We start from the raw sequence: 13,997 nt of genomic DNA, 5'->3' as shown, positions 1-13,997 counted from the left end.
CCGAAAGCCGGCCGATGGCCGGGACACCCGCAAACCAGCCGGCAAGCGGGACAGCCGAGCGTCGGCTGACGACCGGATTAATACCCCCGCGATCGAAGCTACGGCACGAATGACCGACGTCGTGAGTCTGGGCAGCGCCAACGTCGACCGGACCCGGTATCTGCCGACCGACCGAATCCGCGACCTCGAGACCCGGTACGACTGGTTTCCGGCGGCCGGCGAGACCGTTCGGATCGACGGAAGTCCCGAACTCCCGACCCTCGAGGTCGAACGCGACGAGAGCGTCGTCGGCGGCAAGGGCGCGAATCAGGCGGTGGCGGCGGCCCGCGCCGGCGCCGAGACCGCGTTCCTCGGCTGCGTCGGATCCGACGAGGCCGAGTTCGGCGTGCTCGAGACGCTCGCCGACCGCGGCGTCGCCGTCGACCACGTGGCGGCCGTCGCCGATCGCGAGACGGGCAAAGCGTACGTGTTCGTCGACGACGCCGGCGAGTCGTGGATCGCGATCGTCGGCGGGGCGAACGACGCGGTCGACGGGGCGTACGTCGACCGCCACTACGACCGGATCCGGACGGCGGACGCGCTGCTGTTGCAGAACGAGATTTCCGTCGCCGCGATGGAGCGGGTGCTCGAGCGCCTCGAGGACGAGCCCACCCGTCCGACGGTAGTCTTCAATCCGGCTCCGGCCGACGGAGCCGGACCGCTCTGTTCGCGCTCGGCCGTCGATATCGTCGTCGTCAACGAAACCGAGCACGCCGCGCTCGAGAAGCAACTCGCGGACTTCGACGGAACGGTCGTCCGAACACAGGGGGCCGACGACGTCGTCGCGACCGGCGCCGTCGACTATCAGGTCACACCGCCCGTCGTCGAACCGGTCGATACGACCGGTGCGGGTGACGCCTTCTGTGGCACCCTCGCGGCCCTGATGAGCGAGGGAGAGGGGCTCGAGCGAGCGCTCGAGGCTGCAACCGTCGCTGGCTCGCTGGCGACGGTGACCGAAGGCGTCCAGCACGCGATTCCAGACCGCGAGACGGTCGAGCGGGTTCTCGAAAACAGGGCCAGAGACGGTTGATCATCATCACCGGCGTACCCGACGGCGCCCCATTCTCTCACGCGACGGAGTCTTCGCTCGGTTTCGCCTCGGGTCCGTCGAGAGATCGCTCGAGCGACGCTCTCACGATCTCCCGAAACCGCTCGTAATCGGCCTCGAGAGCGACCGAGCCGTTTGGCTGCTCGCCCGTCACGCCGTTGGTATCACAGACCAGCGCCCCGCGGGCGATCTCGGCGTCCGTTCCGACCTCCATCGGGTAGCGCTCGGTTTCCAGTACGCCGTCGTCGACGAGGGCCGCGATCACGAGCGCATCGTGAATCGCGGCCGACTCGATTCCGTACTGCTCGAGCTGGTCGTCGTCGTAGTAGGTGAGCCACTCGTGGACGGCTCGTCCCAGCGGATCGTCCCGTGAGAGCGACTCGACTTCCGCGGGCGGAACCGCGGCGTCCGCCGTGACGTCGAGGCCGACGAGCGTGGGCGAACAGTCCCGCACGACCCGGTGGGCCGCGTGGGGATCGGTGTGGAAGTTGGCCTCGGCCAGCGGCGTGACGTTACCCGAACTGAACGCGGCCCCGCCCATGACGACGAGTTCGTCGAGCAGGTCGGGCAAGTCGGGTTCCATCGCGTGCGCGAGGGCCACGTTCGTCAGCGGCCCGATCGCCGCGAGCGTCAGTTCGCCCTCGTGGGCTCGAGCCTGCTCGACGATGAACTGCGCGGCGTGGGCGTCGACGGGTCGACTCGCAGCCGTCGGCGTCGGTAGTTCGCCCCGGATGCCGCCCTCGCCGTGGATGTGCTCGGACGTCCGGAGCGGGACGGTCAGCGGCCGATCCGCCCCTCTCGCGACGGGCACGTCCGTGCGATCGACGAGTTCGAGGATCGAGCGGGCGTTCTCGGTCGTCTCCGACACCGGCGCGTTGCCGTGGACGGTGGTCAGTCCGACGACCTCGAGGTCGGACCGCTCGAGGGCGGTCAGAATGGCCACGGCGTCGTCGCAGCCGGGGTCCGTATCGATCAGCAGGGGGCGACTCATGGGGGAGTCTCGGAACCTGACGGGCATAAAACGCCGGGAGAGACTGCCGACCGGAAACGGCTCGTCAAATTCGGCGTGGCCGTCGCCGCTCCGTCCGAAAGGGCCGCCCATTCACGCGTCCGTCGCGGATTCGAGGAGGGCCACGACCCCGAGGCGCTCGAACAGGTCGCCGTTCTCGCGATTCCGACGATCGGCTTTCCGCAGGCGATGGCCGCGCTGAGCTGGATCACGGACGTTACCCGGGACGACGACCGTTAGCGCTCGGTCTCGAGTGCGACGGCGGGCTGGCGCCGTTCGACGCGCCTAACACGGTGGCGTCCGTCAGTCGAGCCGATGCCGACGCGCGCCTTCCGAATCGCCTACGACGGCACCGGCTACTACGGCTTTCAGCGCCAGCCCGACGTGCCCACCGTCGAGGACGCGATATTCGACGCCCTGCGCGGCCTCGAGGTCCTCGCCCCCGACGCCGACAAACCCGACGGCTACGCCGCGGCGGGTCGGACCGACGCGGGCGTCTCCGCGCTCGCCCAGACCGTGGGGCTCGAGACACCGGAGTGGCTCACGCCGCGGGCGTTCAACGCCGAACTCCCCGCTGATATTCGGGCATGGGCGGCCGCCGCCGCCTCCGACGATTTTCACGCGACCCACCACGCGATCAGTCGGGCGTACACGTACCACCTGTACGCGCCGCCAGCAGCGAGCGAGTCGAACGGGGGCGAGGCCGAACGCACCGTCGACGACGCTCGGTTTCGCGCCGCCTGCGAGGCGCTGTCGGGCAGTCACGATTTCCACAACCTCACGCCGGACGACCGCAACACCGAGCGCGCGCCGACGCTTGAGGCGACCCGCGACGGCGACTATCTCACCGTGACGGTCACCGCGAGCGGCTTCGCCCGCGAACTCGTCCGGCGACTCGTCTCGCTGGCCCGCGACGTCGCCACCGGGGCAGAACCGCTGGCGAAGATCGACCGGACGTTCGGTTCCGACCCGCTACCGGGCCACGAGGGAATCGCACCCGCGCCCCCCGAACCACTCGTGTTGGCCGCGGTCGACTATCCCGGCCTCGAGTTCGCGGTGGACGACGAGGCGGCCGCGAGCGCTCGAGCGATCTTCGAGCGGCGACGGATCGACCGCCGGACGGGGTCGCGCGTGGCGGGGCAGATCGCCGACAGCGTTCGATGAGTCGGGAGTCCGTTGGTCTCCGGCGCGTTGACGAGCCTTTTTGTGCCGGGACAGACACCTCGGAGCATGGAACTCTCACCGGAGGAGTACGGCGCGTACTGGCGGGCGTCGCTGCACGTTTCCGCGGGTATCATTATCGTCTATCTGGGCTATCAGGTCGCCTCGCCGCTGCTTGCGTACTCCAACGTCGGGGCGGTCGGCATCGGGATCTTCCTGTTTGTCGCGCTCGTCGTCGCCGGCGCGTTCGTCGCGATGCTCGGCGTCGCTCGTACCGTCCGGACCGCCGTCGACGCCGAGATGCGGGGATGAGACGGGTCGATCGACTCGAGCGGTGAACAGAGATTTATCCATCCGGATCCTCGAGTCGGGCATGAGCGAGTCCGCCCAGTCCCCAGAAGACGAGGTTCGAGAAGCGGTGTCGCTGTTCCTCCAGCGAAATTTCCCCCAGATTCAGGCTCACGGCGGCGACTCCTCGATCACCGAGGTCGATCTCGAGGAGGGCCACGTCGAGATCAATCTGAGCGGGGCATGCAGCGGCTGCGGCGTCAGTCCGATGACGACGCAGGCGATCCAGCGACGGCTTCCGAGCGAGATCGACGCGATCGACTACGTCTCGGTAACCACCGGTTTCGACGGGCTGAGTGAGGGGACGTCCCGGGACATTTCGGACGACGTGCCGTTCTGAATTACTTGGCGGGAGTCCGGTCACTCCCACCCGTCCGGCCAGACCTCCGCGGCCCGCATCCCCGGCTCGTACTCCTGTTCTCGCAGCTGTTCGCGTAACTCGTCGGCCTCGACTCGCGGCACGTCCGTTCGCGTCAGTTCGCGAACCAACAGCGCCGTCAGCATGGCGTGCTCGCGGAGGTTTCGCGGATCGACCTTGTCCCGCGTGTCCGCAGTCGTGTGCCCCCAGCCGCGCCCCCGTTCGGAGCCCTCCGGCGGCTCGCTGTGCAGTTGGAGTGCGGGCACTCCCGCCCGCAGGAACGGCCAGTGGTCGCTGAACGGGTGCGGATCCGACTCGTTGACGACCGGCTGGCCCGCGGCGTCCGTCACCGCCTCGGCCAGTTCAGCGATCGGCTCGGAGCCGTGGGAGTACGCCTTCAGGTTCCGAAACCGGCCCGCGCCGTCGACGTTGACCACTGCGCGGACCGACTCGAGATCGAGTTCGTCGGCCATCGCCTCGGCACCCAGCAATCCGATCTCCTCGCAGCCGACGCCGGCGATTCGAACCCGGCAGTCGAGGTCATCCTCGATCGCCGATAGGATCGACGTCGCGGCGGCGACGGTCGAGATACCGCAGCCGTTGTCCAGCGCGCCCTCGGTGATGTCGTGGGCGTCGTAGTGGGCGACGACGAGCACCTCCTCGCCCGTGTCGGGGCCAACTGTCCCGTGGACGTTCTGACTCGAGCCGTCCTGCGTCGAGGCATCGACGCGAAGCCGCCCTCGAGCCCCGCGCTCGGCGTACTCCGTGAGCCAGTCGTGAGTTTCGGCGCTGACGCCGACACCCGGCACGGCGGCCTCGGCGTCGAACTTCAACGCCCCCGTCGGCGGCAGTTGACCGGGAACGTGGTTGGCAAAGACGAACGCCTTCGCGCCCGCGGCGACCGCGTGGCCGAACTTCTCCATTCGATGGACGAACCGCTGGCCCGACGGCGTCGTCGTGCTCGCGACGGCGATCGCCCCCTGCAGATCGACGTCCTCGAGTTCCGTCGGCGTCCCGTAGCCGACGTCGACCAGCGGTCCCTCGACGTCGCCCGCCGGGGCGTACGGGAGTGCGATCGCCTCGAACGAGCGGTCGACGCCAGTCGATCCCGACTCAGGGCTGTCACGCTGCGGATCCGAATCGGTTCCCGAACCCCCGCTCCCGCCGGTCGTTGTCTCGCTTCCCAGTACGGCGAACTCCGTGGAGCCTCGCTCCCAGTACTGCATCGAAAACTCCTGGAACTCGATATCCTCGAGACCGGCGTCGGTCAACTCCTCGCGAACGATCTCTGCGGCGCGGCGTTCGCCCGGCGAACCCCCCATCCGGTGGGGGAGTTCGGTCAGTCGCGTCAGCAGTTCCCAGCCGCGATCGTCGCTCCAGGCACGACCGATCGGGCGCTCGAGTCGCTCGTCGATGATAGCCTCGTCGTCCATAGCCGGCTATTCGCGCTCGAGCGGCATATTTTGCCGGTCGGATTCGGCCGGGGTTGGTCGCACGAGGCAGAGACCTTTCGACTACCGTCTCGGCGACCAACCCCGACCGCTCGGCGATGTCCCGACGGTTCTGTCGTGTGCGGTGTGACCGATCCCCCTTCGATACCCTTTACCACCTACGTTCCGAAACGCGTGCTATGAGTTCCGTTCCCGAACGCTCCGAGGTCGACGAGGACTATACCTGGGATCTCGAGAGCATCTACGCGTCCGACGACGACTGGGAGAGCGCCTACGAAGCGGTCGCCGAGCGCGTCGACGAACTCGCCGCGTACGAAGGACAGGTTACCGACGACGCCGACACGCTCCTCGAGACGCTCGAGTTGCGCGACGAGATCATGCGCGAGGTGTCGATGGTCGCCTCCTACGCTCGAATGCGTCGCGACGAGGACACGACGAATCAGCAGTATCAGGCCCTGACGGCGCGAGCGCAGTCGCTCGCCTCCGACGCCCACTCCGCGGCCTCGTTTATCGACCCCGAGCTGCAGGAGCTGACGCGCGAGGCGTTCGAGGAGATGGTCGACGCGGAACCGGCCCTCGAGACGTACGACCACTACGTCGACGACGTCCTGCGGATGAAACCGCACACGCGCTCGGCCGAAGTCGAGGAGTTGCTCGCCGAACTGGGCGAGGTCACGGGGGCGACAGGCGAGGTGTACAATATGCTCGCGAACGCCGATATGGCGTTCCCTACCGTGGAGGACCCCGACGGCGAAGCCGTCGAGATCACCCAGAGTAACTTCGTCAACCTGCTCAAACGCCCAAATCGTGACTTCCGGCAAACGGTCCACGAGGAGTACTACGACGAGTGGGAGTCGCTCCGAAACACGGTCGCCTCTGCCTACAAGAACAGCGTCAAGGCCGACGTCAAGACGGCCCGGGCGCGCAACTACGAGACGGCTCGCGAGGCCGCCCTCGACGGTCCCAACGTCCCCGTCGACGTCTACGACACGCTCGTCGACAGCGTCCACGAGAACATCGACAAGCTCCACCACCACGCCGAACTCAAGCGACAGGCCCTCGAGGTCGAGGAGCTCCAGATGTGGGACGTCTACATGCCCCTGACCGGCGACGAGGGGCCCGACGTCGAGTACGATCAAGCTGCGGAGTGGGTCGTCGACTCCCTCGCACCGCTGGGTGAGGAGTACCAGTCCCGCGTCGCCGAGGGTCTCGACTCACGCTGGGTCGACGTCTACGAGAACGAGGGCAAGCAGTCCGGGGCCTACTCGGGCGGCACCTACGACACCCAGCCGTTCATCCTGATGAACTACCAGGACGACATCTCCTCGATGTACACGCTGGCCCACGAACTCGGCCACTCGATGCACTCCGAACTGACGAAAGACGAGCAGCCCTTCGTCTACTCGAACTACGAAATCTTCGTGGCCGAGGTCGCGAGTACGGTCAACGAGGCCCTGCTGACGAACCACTTGCTCGAGACCGTCGACGACCCCGAGTTCCGCAAGCACGTCTTAAACGAATTCCTCGAACGCGTGCGCTCGACGCTCTACCGGCAGACGCTGTTCGCGGAGTTCGAACACGAGGCCCACCGCTTAGAGGAGGAGGGCGAACCGCTGACGGCGGACCGACTGGACGACCTCTACCGCGGACTCAAATCGGAGTACTACGAGCCCGCCGTCGTCGACGACCGCATCGCCCGCGAGTGGATGCGCATCCCCCACTTCTACCGGGCCTTCTACGTCTACCAGTACGCGACCGGAATCTCCGCCGCGCTGGCCATCGTCGACGACGTCCTTCCGAACGGAGCCGGCGGCGAACCGAACCGCGACGCGGCCGAGAACTACCTCGAGTTCCTCCGGCGGGGCTCTCGCGAGTACCCCCTCGAACTGCTGCGGATCGCCGGCGTCGACATGAGCACGTCCGAGCCCATCGATCGGGCGCTCGAGAGCTACGGTCAGCGACTCGAGGAGATGGACGCGCTTTTAGACTGACGGTCAGGTCGAGGGCTCGAGCGATCGATCTCGCCACCCGTTTTCCGCGAGCGAAGATTCGGCTGCTCATTGGGGGCACCAACACGAGTACCTCGGAACCGGCCAGCGCGAGCGCGCGCTCGCGTTCGAGCGGTGGTGCGCGACTCCACTTGAGAACAAACGCCAGCAATCAGTCAGAGCGACTCGACGGCGAGCGCTCGACCGGTCAGGTAGACCAGCCCGGCGCCGATCGCGGCCGCGGTGCCGACGGCGATCACGGGGACGGAAACGGCAGTTTGTTCATACGGGTTTTGCGGCGCAGCGGCGACGAATCCCGCCACGGATTCACTTCCCATGTGACCGAACAGGAAGAAGGCGACCGTCAGAACGACGGCGAAGCCGCCGGTCACGAGCCCGAACATGGAGGCGACGTCCTCGACGTTCAGGAGCGTCCGGACTTGCGACTCTGTAAACGTGGGTTCGCCACGACGGCGGACGACCGCGACCGCCGCGAGAGTCGTCGCGGTCGCGAGTTGGATCACGCCGGCGTACACGCCGAGCCAGAGCACGAGCGGGGACGACCACAGCGGATCGCCACCGGGGAAGGCCGCCTGCACCGACGCCGGGTAGGTAGCCGTGATCGGGACGACGAGTGCGAGCGCCAACAGCAGACCGCTCTGCCAGCGTAGCTTTTCGGGAATCCGCCGGTTGATTAGCGCGTAGCGCTGTACGCGGAGTCGTTCGTAGGTCGAGTCGCCGAGCAGGGCGTCCGCGATCGAATCGTCCGGGTTAGTCGGGGACATAGTCGAAGTGGTACGAGAGGGCAGCCGGGCGCAACGTGGTCTGTTGAGTCGGCGCTGCCGGCCGTCAGTTCAGGTTTCCGGACACAGACCATCCAGATATACGCTACGATTTTCAACTCGTTGTCAGAAAGGCTGAGATACACGAGTGGCTAGATTATTCCGTTAGGGTGTCTGGCAATATATTATGTAAAACCTCTCTCCATCTATGTCCGAACTAGTAGGACCAGAGTCACTCTGGCTGTGGATCGGTACGATCGGGATGACCCTCGGTACGCTGTACTTCGTCGGCCGCGGACGCAGCGTCCGTGACCCGAAGATGCAACAGTTCTACATCATCACGATCTTCATCACCACTATCGCGGCGGTGATGTACTACGCGATGGCGACGGGATTCGGCGTCACCGAGGTTACCGTCGGCGGCGATGCGCTCACGATTTACTGGGCGCGCTACGCCGACTGGATCTTCACCACGCCGCTGTTGCTGCTCGACCTCGCGCTGTTGGCGGGGGCCGACCGCAACACGATCGCGACCCTAATCGGTCTCGACGTGCTCATGATCGGGACCGGAACCATCGGAGCGTTTGCAGCGACCACCGGCAGCCGCATCGCGTGGTGGGGAATCAGCACCGGCTTCCTGCTCGTGTTGCTGTACGTTCTCGTCGGGACCCTCTCGGAGCGGGCGCAGGCTCAGTCCCCGGAGGTGCGATCGCTATTCGGCAGGCTCCGTAACCTGCTCATCGTACTGTGGCTGCTGTACCCCGTGGTCTGGATCCTCGGGACCGAGGGTACCCTCGGCATCCTCCCGCTGTACTGGGAGACCGCGGCGTTCATGGCCCTCGACCTGACCGCGAAGGTCGGCTTCGGGCTGCTCCTGCTGCGCAGCCACGCGGTGCTCGAGCGCGCCGTCACGCCGACGCCGACGTCGGAGGAGACAGCGTCCCCGGCTTGAGATCGAGTCGCTCGAGGCCCGTTTCCCGGTTCACTCACAGCTAACTCGAAAAGCGCGACGAGGCGCCCGGCGGTTCGCCCGGACGCGGCGCCGCTTACCGCTGGCGGCCTACTCGTGGTCGTCGCTGTCGGCGCTGTTGCCCCGCGGACGCTCGGAACCGTTCCCGAGATGCTGGGACTCCACTTCGTCGCCATCGCCGTCTTGACCCTCCTGCACGTCGTAATCGTGACGCTGCTCGACCGCGAACAGCGGATCGGGTCGCCGTGATCGACGCCGCGAAATCACACCGCGACCCAAAGGCACATTTATCATCGGGGACTTACCAGCGTACGTCAGGATGTCTCGAAGCCCGTCTATCCCAGACCGACCTCACCGCGATATCGATCCCGATCTCCCCGACGATGAGCGGCTCGAGGCGCTCCGCGGGCACTTTGCGGATCTCGCGGAGGTAAACGAACAGCTCACCGAGCAGCTAGAGGAGGCCGAACAGCGTCGCCAGGACCTGCGCGACCGCGTCGAGCGCGTCGAGCGCGAAAACGAGACGCTCAAGAGCTCCTCGCTGTACATCGCCACCGTCGAGGACGTCCTCGAGAACGACGAGGTGATCGTCAAACAGCACGGCAACAACCAAGAGGTGCTCACGGACGTCTCCCCGCGCATCGTCGAGGAGGTCGAGCCCGGCGACCGCGTCGCGGTCAACGACTCCTTTGCGATCCAGACGGTGCTTAACGCCGAGACCGACGCGCGCGCCCAGTCGATGGAGATCACGGAGAAGCCCGAAGTCACTTACGCCGACATCGGCGGGATCGACGAGCAGGTTCGCGAGGTTCGCGAAGCCGTCGAACAGCCGCTGGCCGAACCCGAACTGTTCCACGAGGTCGGCATCGAGCCGCCGAGCGGCGTCCTGCTCTACGGGCCGCCAGGCACGGGCAAGACGATGCTCGCCAAAGCCGTCGCCAACGAGACCGACGCCACCTTCATCAAGATGGCCGGCTCGGAACTCGTCCGCAAGTTCATCGGCGAGGGCTCCCGACTCGTCCGAGACCTCTTCGAGATGGCCCGCGAGCGCGAGCCGGCAATTATCTTCATCGACGAGATCGACGCCATCGCGACGACTCGTACGGAGTCGAAGACCTCCGGCGACGCCGAGGTCCAGCGAACGATGATGCAGTTGCTCTCCGAGATGGACGGCTTCGAGGCCCGCGGCGAGATCCGCATCATCGCCGCGACGAACCGCTTCGACATGCTCGACCGCGCCATCCTCCGCCCCGGCCGGTTCGACCGCCTCATCGAGGTGCCCGAGGCCGACCGCGACGGCCGCGAGCAGATCCTCGAGATCCACACCCGGAATATGAACGTCGCGGACGGGGTCGACTTCGGCGAGTTAGCCGACGACACCGACGGCTACTCCGGTGCCGAGATCGAGAGTCTCACCACCGAGGCCGGCATGTTCGCGATCCGCAACGACCGCGAGCAGGTCCACCATCAGGACTTCGTCGAGGCGCTCGAGAAGATCGAGAAGGACGACTCGAGCGAGGTCATCTCCTCGGCGGGCTACATCTTCCAGTAGGGGTTTTCTCCCTCGGTTCACTTCGATCGACTTATTTGCCGAGTGATACTATCGGCACGTACAGCTACGTATGAGCCTCGAATCCGCGTTTCGTCGGTACCGACAGGTCGGACAGTGGTTCGAGGCCCACCCGTTCGTTCACGCTCTCGTTCTCGCAGGTTCCATCGGCTCGAGTTGGGCCGTCAGCTCGATCCTGATCGCCGGTCAGTCGCCCCCGGAAGCGGCTCGGTACGGGCTCGCCGCCGGAATAACCGCGTTCGTCGTCGCGGGTAGCGCCGAACTCGTTCGCCGGTAGATTTTAGCGAGGAGAGTCGCGAGTCGACGCGCTGCTCGGCGGGTTCGGCCTCGGAACCGCAACGCCTTACGCCCTCGCTCCCCGAACGCGAGTATGAGCACGATTCGAGTCGTCTGGGGGACCGCATCCGGCCCCACGGCGATGTCCTCCTACGACGCTGCGCTCGCGGACGCCGGCGTCGAGAACTACAACCTCGTCTCGGTGTCGTCGGTGATCCCGGCCGAGACTCACGTCGAAGCCGTCGGCACCGCGCCCGATCTCGGTCCCGCCGGCGAACGGCTGACCGTCGTCGAGGCTCGAGCCACCGTCGCGGGTCCCGGCCAAGCCAGTGCGGCGCTCGCGTGGTCCCAGTCGGTCGACGACGGACCGGGGTTGTTCTACGAGACATCGGGCGAGACGGACCGCGAGGACGTCGAACGACGCGTTCGCGAAGGGCTGGACGCGGGTCAGGAGCTTCGAGACTGGGAGTTCACCGAACCGCGCGTCGCCGTCGAGAGCACACGGGCCGAGTCGGGCGCGCACACGACAGCGCTCGTCCTCGCCGTCTACGGCGAGAGCGAGCCGATCTGCTGATCGCGGAGGACCGATCAGCGCCGCCGAACGAGATTGAGAAGGGAATCGATCACTGTGAATGACCTTCCGTCAGCGTGTGAGTAACCTGTCGGGATTGTCCGAAGGCGAATCCTTTTGACCCGGCAGCGCATTGTGACCGGTACACACTTCTCATGAACGGAAATACGCCGTACGCAGGGCTGCCGGGAGAAACGGGTGCTGGTCAGCGTGCCGCGGCGGACGTTCCGGACCTCTCGAGGGATCAGAAGCGACTGCTTCACCGCGACGTCTCGCGAATCGCCGCCCAAACCCGCGAGTTCCTCCCCAGCGAGTACGTCGTCGACTCCGATATCTCGAGCGGGATGACCGGTCCTCAAGTCACCGTTGCGGTCCGGCCGCCGGTGGGTCACGCCGTCAGTGCCGGGTTTACGCCGGACCTCGAGGACGTCGCGGCCGGCGAGGAGGTCATCACCGCCGACGAGCGCAGCGAGGTGGCTCGGGGACTGGCCGCCAGCGCGGCACTGCAGGTGAAACAGGCGGTCAGCAACAACGTGACGCCGACCGGGAAGTAGTCGCAGTGTCGCCTTTGTTTTGCGTCCCTTTCACGGTTCGGGCTTAGTGAACGGAGCTGTGTTAATGATGATTTGGTGAGAGCGAGCGTGTTGCTGCCCTGGGGGCAATGATTACCACGTCCTCCCCAACCGATTCGCTTCCTCCCTCCGGTCGTTCGCTCATCCACTGGAAGACGCTTCGCGACTTCCAAGCCGTCGCTCGTTACACTCACGACGACCTCGCACGTTTTCGTCGCCCGACCTCACGTTCGTTCGGTCGATCGACAGCGTGCGCCACTGCACGTAGTTTGGTCAGCCTGAGCGGTAACGCCTTCGTCTGTACTGAGCGGATGGTTCACGCCCGACTTCCGGAGATCTGCGTCGTAGCCATACGCTACGAAGCCGTCAGTACAGTAACTGCTCGATCTGGTGCCGTCGTCGCTCGAGGTCGATTTCCGGCTCGAGCTCGGGATCGGCGACGAGCCGATCGAGCACCAACAGCGGATCCGTTCCGGCGCGTTCGACGGCCTCGAGTAGCTCCTCGATCGCCGCGCGGTTCGTCGCGAGCGACGAGCACAAACCCAGCGCGAGCGCGAGCGGAATCGCCGCCTCGCTCGTCGGAAACGCGTTACTCACGCGGGTGAAGTCGGGTTCCGCGAGCGTGTCGTCGTCGGCCGGTTCGACGGTAAGACAGCGCGTACAGCACGTTGCGGCCGACGCCTGCGCCGGTGCGAACTCGCGATACTGCTCGGGAACCGAAAACGAGACCGTCGGCGAATCACAGACTGAACAGGCCATCTGAAAGAAGAGAAACCCAATACGATCAGTCGCCGCCCGAAACGCCGCCCGCAGTCGACTGTTCCATGTCGGGTTCGGCCGTGCTCGCGTCCGCCGCTTCTGCCTCCGCTTCGGCCTCTCGCTCCGCTTTCTCCTCCGCCTCTTTCTTCTCCTTGATCTTCTTCAGGCGGAAGGTCTCCTCGCGTTCCTGCTCTTCGAGTTTCTGCTCGATGTACTCCTGGTTGTCGTAGAGGTCGGGCAGGAGCTTGAACTCGAGAGCGTTGACGCGTCGCTTCGTCGTCTCGATCTCGCGGAGCATCTTCTTCATGGCCGTCTCAACCTCGGCGGCGAGGATGATGCTCTCGAGTAGGTCCTCGTAGGCCTCGGCGGCCTCGTCGATGCGGGCGGAAGTCCCCATGATCCCGTAGCCGCGCTGGTCGAGGCGCTTCGAGACGCGGGAGGACTCGATCTGCGGGACGACGACGCCCATGATGTTTTTCGATTCGGTGGTGATCTCTGGGTGTTCTTGCAGCGCGGCGGCGGCCCCGCGGACCGCGACGTCGCCCTCCATGGCTCGAGCCATGTTGATCTTCTTCTGGGCGTCCTCGTAGTCCTGTGCGAGGTCGCCGCGGACGTCCTGGGCTTTATCCAGGATGTCCATGAACTCCATGATCAGCCCGTCCCGTTTCTTCTCGAGCGTCCCGTGCCCCCGCTCGGAGAGTTCGATGCGATCCTCGATCTCCATCAGGTTCTTGCGGGTGGGCTTGACGTCCTTGGCCATCTTGTGGGGGGATTGCGCCCCCAGTCGGATAACTGTTTACAGTTTCCCTGGCCGCTGTGGCCGTGGGACGGCCCTCGAGCAGCAACTCATCCGAGGAAGAGATCGACCATGGTTCCCGACGACTGGCCCCGATACAGTTCGGAGTAGCCGCAGTTGGTGCAACTGATGACCATGAATTTCCGATTCTGGATGTCGAAAAACTTCGACAGCCCGGTTCCGGTCGTCGAAATCTCGTCGATTTCGGTCTCCGTGTGCTGACACTTCGGACAGCCGCGGTCGCCGTCTTTCATATCCCTCGATTCATGTCATCCGGTAAATTCTTTGTGTCTGGAGAT

Annotated in this window: 17 protein-coding genes and 1 pseudogene; 12 read left to right on the top strand and 6 right to left on the bottom strand. The window is 65.8% G+C overall.

All coding sequences use genetic code 11. The features are described from left to right. Positions 1-109: 109 nt before the first annotated feature. On the top strand, positions 110-1,069 hold the full coding sequence (locus ACSFC5_RS01710) for a PfkB family carbohydrate kinase (RefSeq protein WP_440763543.1): 960 nt from the start codon (positions 110-112) through the stop codon (positions 1,067-1,069). A gap of 37 nt (positions 1,070-1,106) precedes the next feature. Here ACSFC5_RS01710 and ACSFC5_RS01705 read toward each other — a convergent pair whose 3' ends face one another. Next, a complete protein-coding gene (locus ACSFC5_RS01705) occupies positions 1,107-2,078 on the bottom strand; it encodes a nucleoside hydrolase (protein WP_440763542.1) in 972 nt (323 codons plus the stop codon). Between the two features lie 75 nt (positions 2,079-2,153). On the opposite strand from ACSFC5_RS01705, the gene ACSFC5_RS01700 reads away from it, so the two are divergent. The 4 genes from ACSFC5_RS01700 (at position 2,154) to ACSFC5_RS01685 (ending at position 3,945) form a co-directional block, all read left to right on the top strand. Beyond that, positions 2,154-2,336, top strand: coding sequence for a hypothetical protein (locus ACSFC5_RS01700; protein ID WP_440763541.1), 183 nt, complete (start codon positions 2,154-2,156; stop codon positions 2,334-2,336). A gap of 75 nt (positions 2,337-2,411) precedes the next feature. Next, positions 2,412-3,260: a tRNA pseudouridine(38-40) synthase TruA gene (gene truA / locus ACSFC5_RS01695; RefSeq protein WP_440763540.1), complete on the top strand. Its 849-nt coding sequence runs from the start codon at positions 2,412-2,414 to the stop codon at positions 3,258-3,260. Between the two features lie 66 nt (positions 3,261-3,326). After that, a complete protein-coding gene (locus tag ACSFC5_RS01690) occupies positions 3,327-3,569 on the top strand; it encodes a hypothetical protein (RefSeq protein ID WP_440763539.1) in 243 nt (80 codons plus the stop codon). A gap of 61 nt (positions 3,570-3,630) precedes the next feature. Beyond that, positions 3,631-3,945 carry a NifU family protein gene (locus tag ACSFC5_RS01685; RefSeq protein WP_440763538.1) on the top strand — a complete coding sequence of 105 codons (315 nt, stop codon included), beginning with the start codon at positions 3,631-3,633 and terminating at the stop codon, positions 3,943-3,945. A gap of 20 nt (positions 3,946-3,965) precedes the next feature. Here ACSFC5_RS01685 and ACSFC5_RS01680 read toward each other — a convergent pair whose 3' ends face one another. Beyond that, the gene (locus tag ACSFC5_RS01680; protein ID WP_440763537.1) at positions 3,966-5,396 is read right to left on the bottom strand and encodes a M28 family peptidase; all 1,431 of its coding nucleotides are present in this window, start codon (positions 5,394-5,396) and stop codon (positions 3,966-3,968) included. Between the two features lie 197 nt (positions 5,397-5,593). Between ACSFC5_RS01680 and pepF the strand changes: the two genes are divergently transcribed. Then, positions 5,594-7,405: an oligoendopeptidase F gene (pepF, locus tag ACSFC5_RS01675; protein WP_440763536.1), complete on the top strand. Its 1,812-nt coding sequence runs from the start codon at positions 5,594-5,596 to the stop codon at positions 7,403-7,405. A gap of 173 nt (positions 7,406-7,578) precedes the next feature. Here pepF and ACSFC5_RS01670 read toward each other — a convergent pair whose 3' ends face one another. Next, complete coding sequence (locus ACSFC5_RS01670) at positions 7,579-8,187, bottom strand: hypothetical protein (protein WP_440763535.1); 609 nt, start codon at positions 8,185-8,187, stop codon at positions 7,579-7,581. A gap of 205 nt (positions 8,188-8,392) precedes the next feature. Here ACSFC5_RS01670 and ACSFC5_RS01665 point away from each other — a divergent pair, with 205 nt between their 5' ends. From ACSFC5_RS01665 to ACSFC5_RS01640, 6 genes and pseudogenes are all read left to right on the top strand, one after another. After that, positions 8,393-9,136 (top strand): bacteriorhodopsin, encoded by a 744-nt coding sequence (locus ACSFC5_RS01665; protein ID WP_440763534.1) that lies wholly within the window; start codon positions 8,393-8,395, stop codon positions 9,134-9,136. Between the two features lie 75 nt (positions 9,137-9,211). After that, positions 9,212-9,403, top strand: a pseudogene (locus ACSFC5_RS01660) (Brp/Blh family beta-carotene 15,15'-dioxygenase); the annotation flags it as partial. A 70-nt stretch (positions 9,404-9,473) separates the two neighbouring features. Beyond that, a complete protein-coding gene (pan2, locus tag ACSFC5_RS01655) occupies positions 9,474-10,706 on the top strand; it encodes a proteasome-activating nucleotidase Pan2 (RefSeq protein ID WP_440763533.1) in 1,233 nt (410 codons plus the stop codon). A 70-nt stretch (positions 10,707-10,776) separates the two neighbouring features. Further along, positions 10,777-11,001, top strand: a complete 225-nt coding sequence (locus ACSFC5_RS01650; RefSeq protein ID WP_440763532.1) for a hypothetical protein — start codon at positions 10,777-10,779, stop codon at positions 10,999-11,001. Between the two features lie 93 nt (positions 11,002-11,094). After that, on the top strand, positions 11,095-11,574 hold the full coding sequence (locus tag ACSFC5_RS01645) for a pyruvoyl-dependent arginine decarboxylase (RefSeq protein ID WP_440763531.1): 480 nt from the start codon (positions 11,095-11,097) through the stop codon (positions 11,572-11,574). 152 nt (positions 11,575-11,726) lie between these two features. Further along, positions 11,727-12,125 carry a DUF5811 family protein gene (locus tag ACSFC5_RS01640; protein WP_440763530.1) on the top strand — a complete coding sequence of 133 codons (399 nt, stop codon included), beginning with the start codon at positions 11,727-11,729 and terminating at the stop codon, positions 12,123-12,125. A 384-nt stretch (positions 12,126-12,509) separates the two neighbouring features. Here the strand turns inward: ACSFC5_RS01640 and ACSFC5_RS01635 are convergent, their stop codons facing one another. The 3 genes from ACSFC5_RS01635 to ACSFC5_RS01625 form a co-directional block, all read right to left on the bottom strand. Further along, positions 12,510-12,902 carry a DUF6276 family protein gene (locus ACSFC5_RS01635; RefSeq protein ID WP_440763529.1) on the bottom strand — a complete coding sequence of 131 codons (393 nt, stop codon included), beginning with the start codon at positions 12,900-12,902 and terminating at the stop codon, positions 12,510-12,512. A gap of 25 nt (positions 12,903-12,927) precedes the next feature. Beyond that, positions 12,928-13,662, bottom strand: a complete 735-nt coding sequence (locus ACSFC5_RS01630) for a V-type ATP synthase subunit D (RefSeq protein WP_440763528.1) — start codon at positions 13,660-13,662, stop codon at positions 12,928-12,930. Positions 13,663-13,748: 86 nt separating this feature from the next. Then, a complete protein-coding gene (locus tag ACSFC5_RS01625; RefSeq protein ID WP_440763527.1) occupies positions 13,749-13,952 on the bottom strand; it encodes a zinc ribbon domain-containing protein in 204 nt (67 codons plus the stop codon). Between the last annotated feature and the right edge of the window lie 45 nt (positions 13,953-13,997).

Source organism: Natronorubrum marinum, from assembly GCF_052040125.1.
Classification (GTDB): Archaea; Halobacteriota; Halobacteria; order Halobacteriales; family Natrialbaceae; genus Natronorubrum.
The sequence above is the reverse complement of the archived record's forward strand: the minus strand, read 5'-3'. Positions and strand labels throughout refer to the sequence as shown.

Bases quoted from the DNA above. Each gene is read 5' to 3' on its own strand.
- ACSFC5_RS01710 (WP_440763543.1), top strand. From the start codon at position 110: ATGACCGACGTCGTGAGTCTGGGCAGCGCCAACGTCGACCGGACCCGG.
- ACSFC5_RS01705 (WP_440763542.1), bottom strand. From the start codon at position 2,078: ATGAGTCGCCCCCTGCTGATCGATACGGACCCCGGCTGCGACGACGCC.
- truA (WP_440763540.1), top strand. From the start codon at position 2,412: ATGCCGACGCGCGCCTTCCGAATCGCCTACGACGGCACCGGCTACTAC.
- ACSFC5_RS01690 (WP_440763539.1), top strand. From the start codon at position 3,327: ATGGAACTCTCACCGGAGGAGTACGGCGCGTACTGGCGGGCGTCGCTG.
- ACSFC5_RS01685 (WP_440763538.1), top strand. From the start codon at position 3,631: ATGAGCGAGTCCGCCCAGTCCCCAGAAGACGAGGTTCGAGAAGCGGTG.
- ACSFC5_RS01680 (WP_440763537.1), bottom strand. From the start codon at position 5,396: ATGGACGACGAGGCTATCATCGACGAGCGACTCGAGCGCCCGATCGGT.
- pepF (WP_440763536.1), top strand. From the start codon at position 5,594: ATGAGTTCCGTTCCCGAACGCTCCGAGGTCGACGAGGACTATACCTGG.
- ACSFC5_RS01670 (WP_440763535.1), bottom strand. From the start codon at position 8,187: ATGTCCCCGACTAACCCGGACGATTCGATCGCGGACGCCCTGCTCGGC.
- ACSFC5_RS01665 (WP_440763534.1), top strand. From the start codon at position 8,393: ATGTCCGAACTAGTAGGACCAGAGTCACTCTGGCTGTGGATCGGTACG.
- pan2 (WP_440763533.1), top strand. From the start codon at position 9,474: ATGTCTCGAAGCCCGTCTATCCCAGACCGACCTCACCGCGATATCGAT.
- ACSFC5_RS01650 (WP_440763532.1), top strand. From the start codon at position 10,777: ATGAGCCTCGAATCCGCGTTTCGTCGGTACCGACAGGTCGGACAGTGG.
- ACSFC5_RS01645 (WP_440763531.1), top strand. From the start codon at position 11,095: ATGAGCACGATTCGAGTCGTCTGGGGGACCGCATCCGGCCCCACGGCG.
- ACSFC5_RS01640 (WP_440763530.1), top strand. From the start codon at position 11,727: ATGAACGGAAATACGCCGTACGCAGGGCTGCCGGGAGAAACGGGTGCT.
- ACSFC5_RS01635 (WP_440763529.1), bottom strand. From the start codon at position 12,902: ATGGCCTGTTCAGTCTGTGATTCGCCGACGGTCTCGTTTTCGGTTCCC.
- ACSFC5_RS01630 (WP_440763528.1), bottom strand. From the start codon at position 13,662: ATGGCCAAGGACGTCAAGCCCACCCGCAAGAACCTGATGGAGATCGAG.
- ACSFC5_RS01625 (WP_440763527.1), bottom strand. From the start codon at position 13,952: ATGAAAGACGGCGACCGCGGCTGTCCGAAGTGTCAGCACACGGAGACC.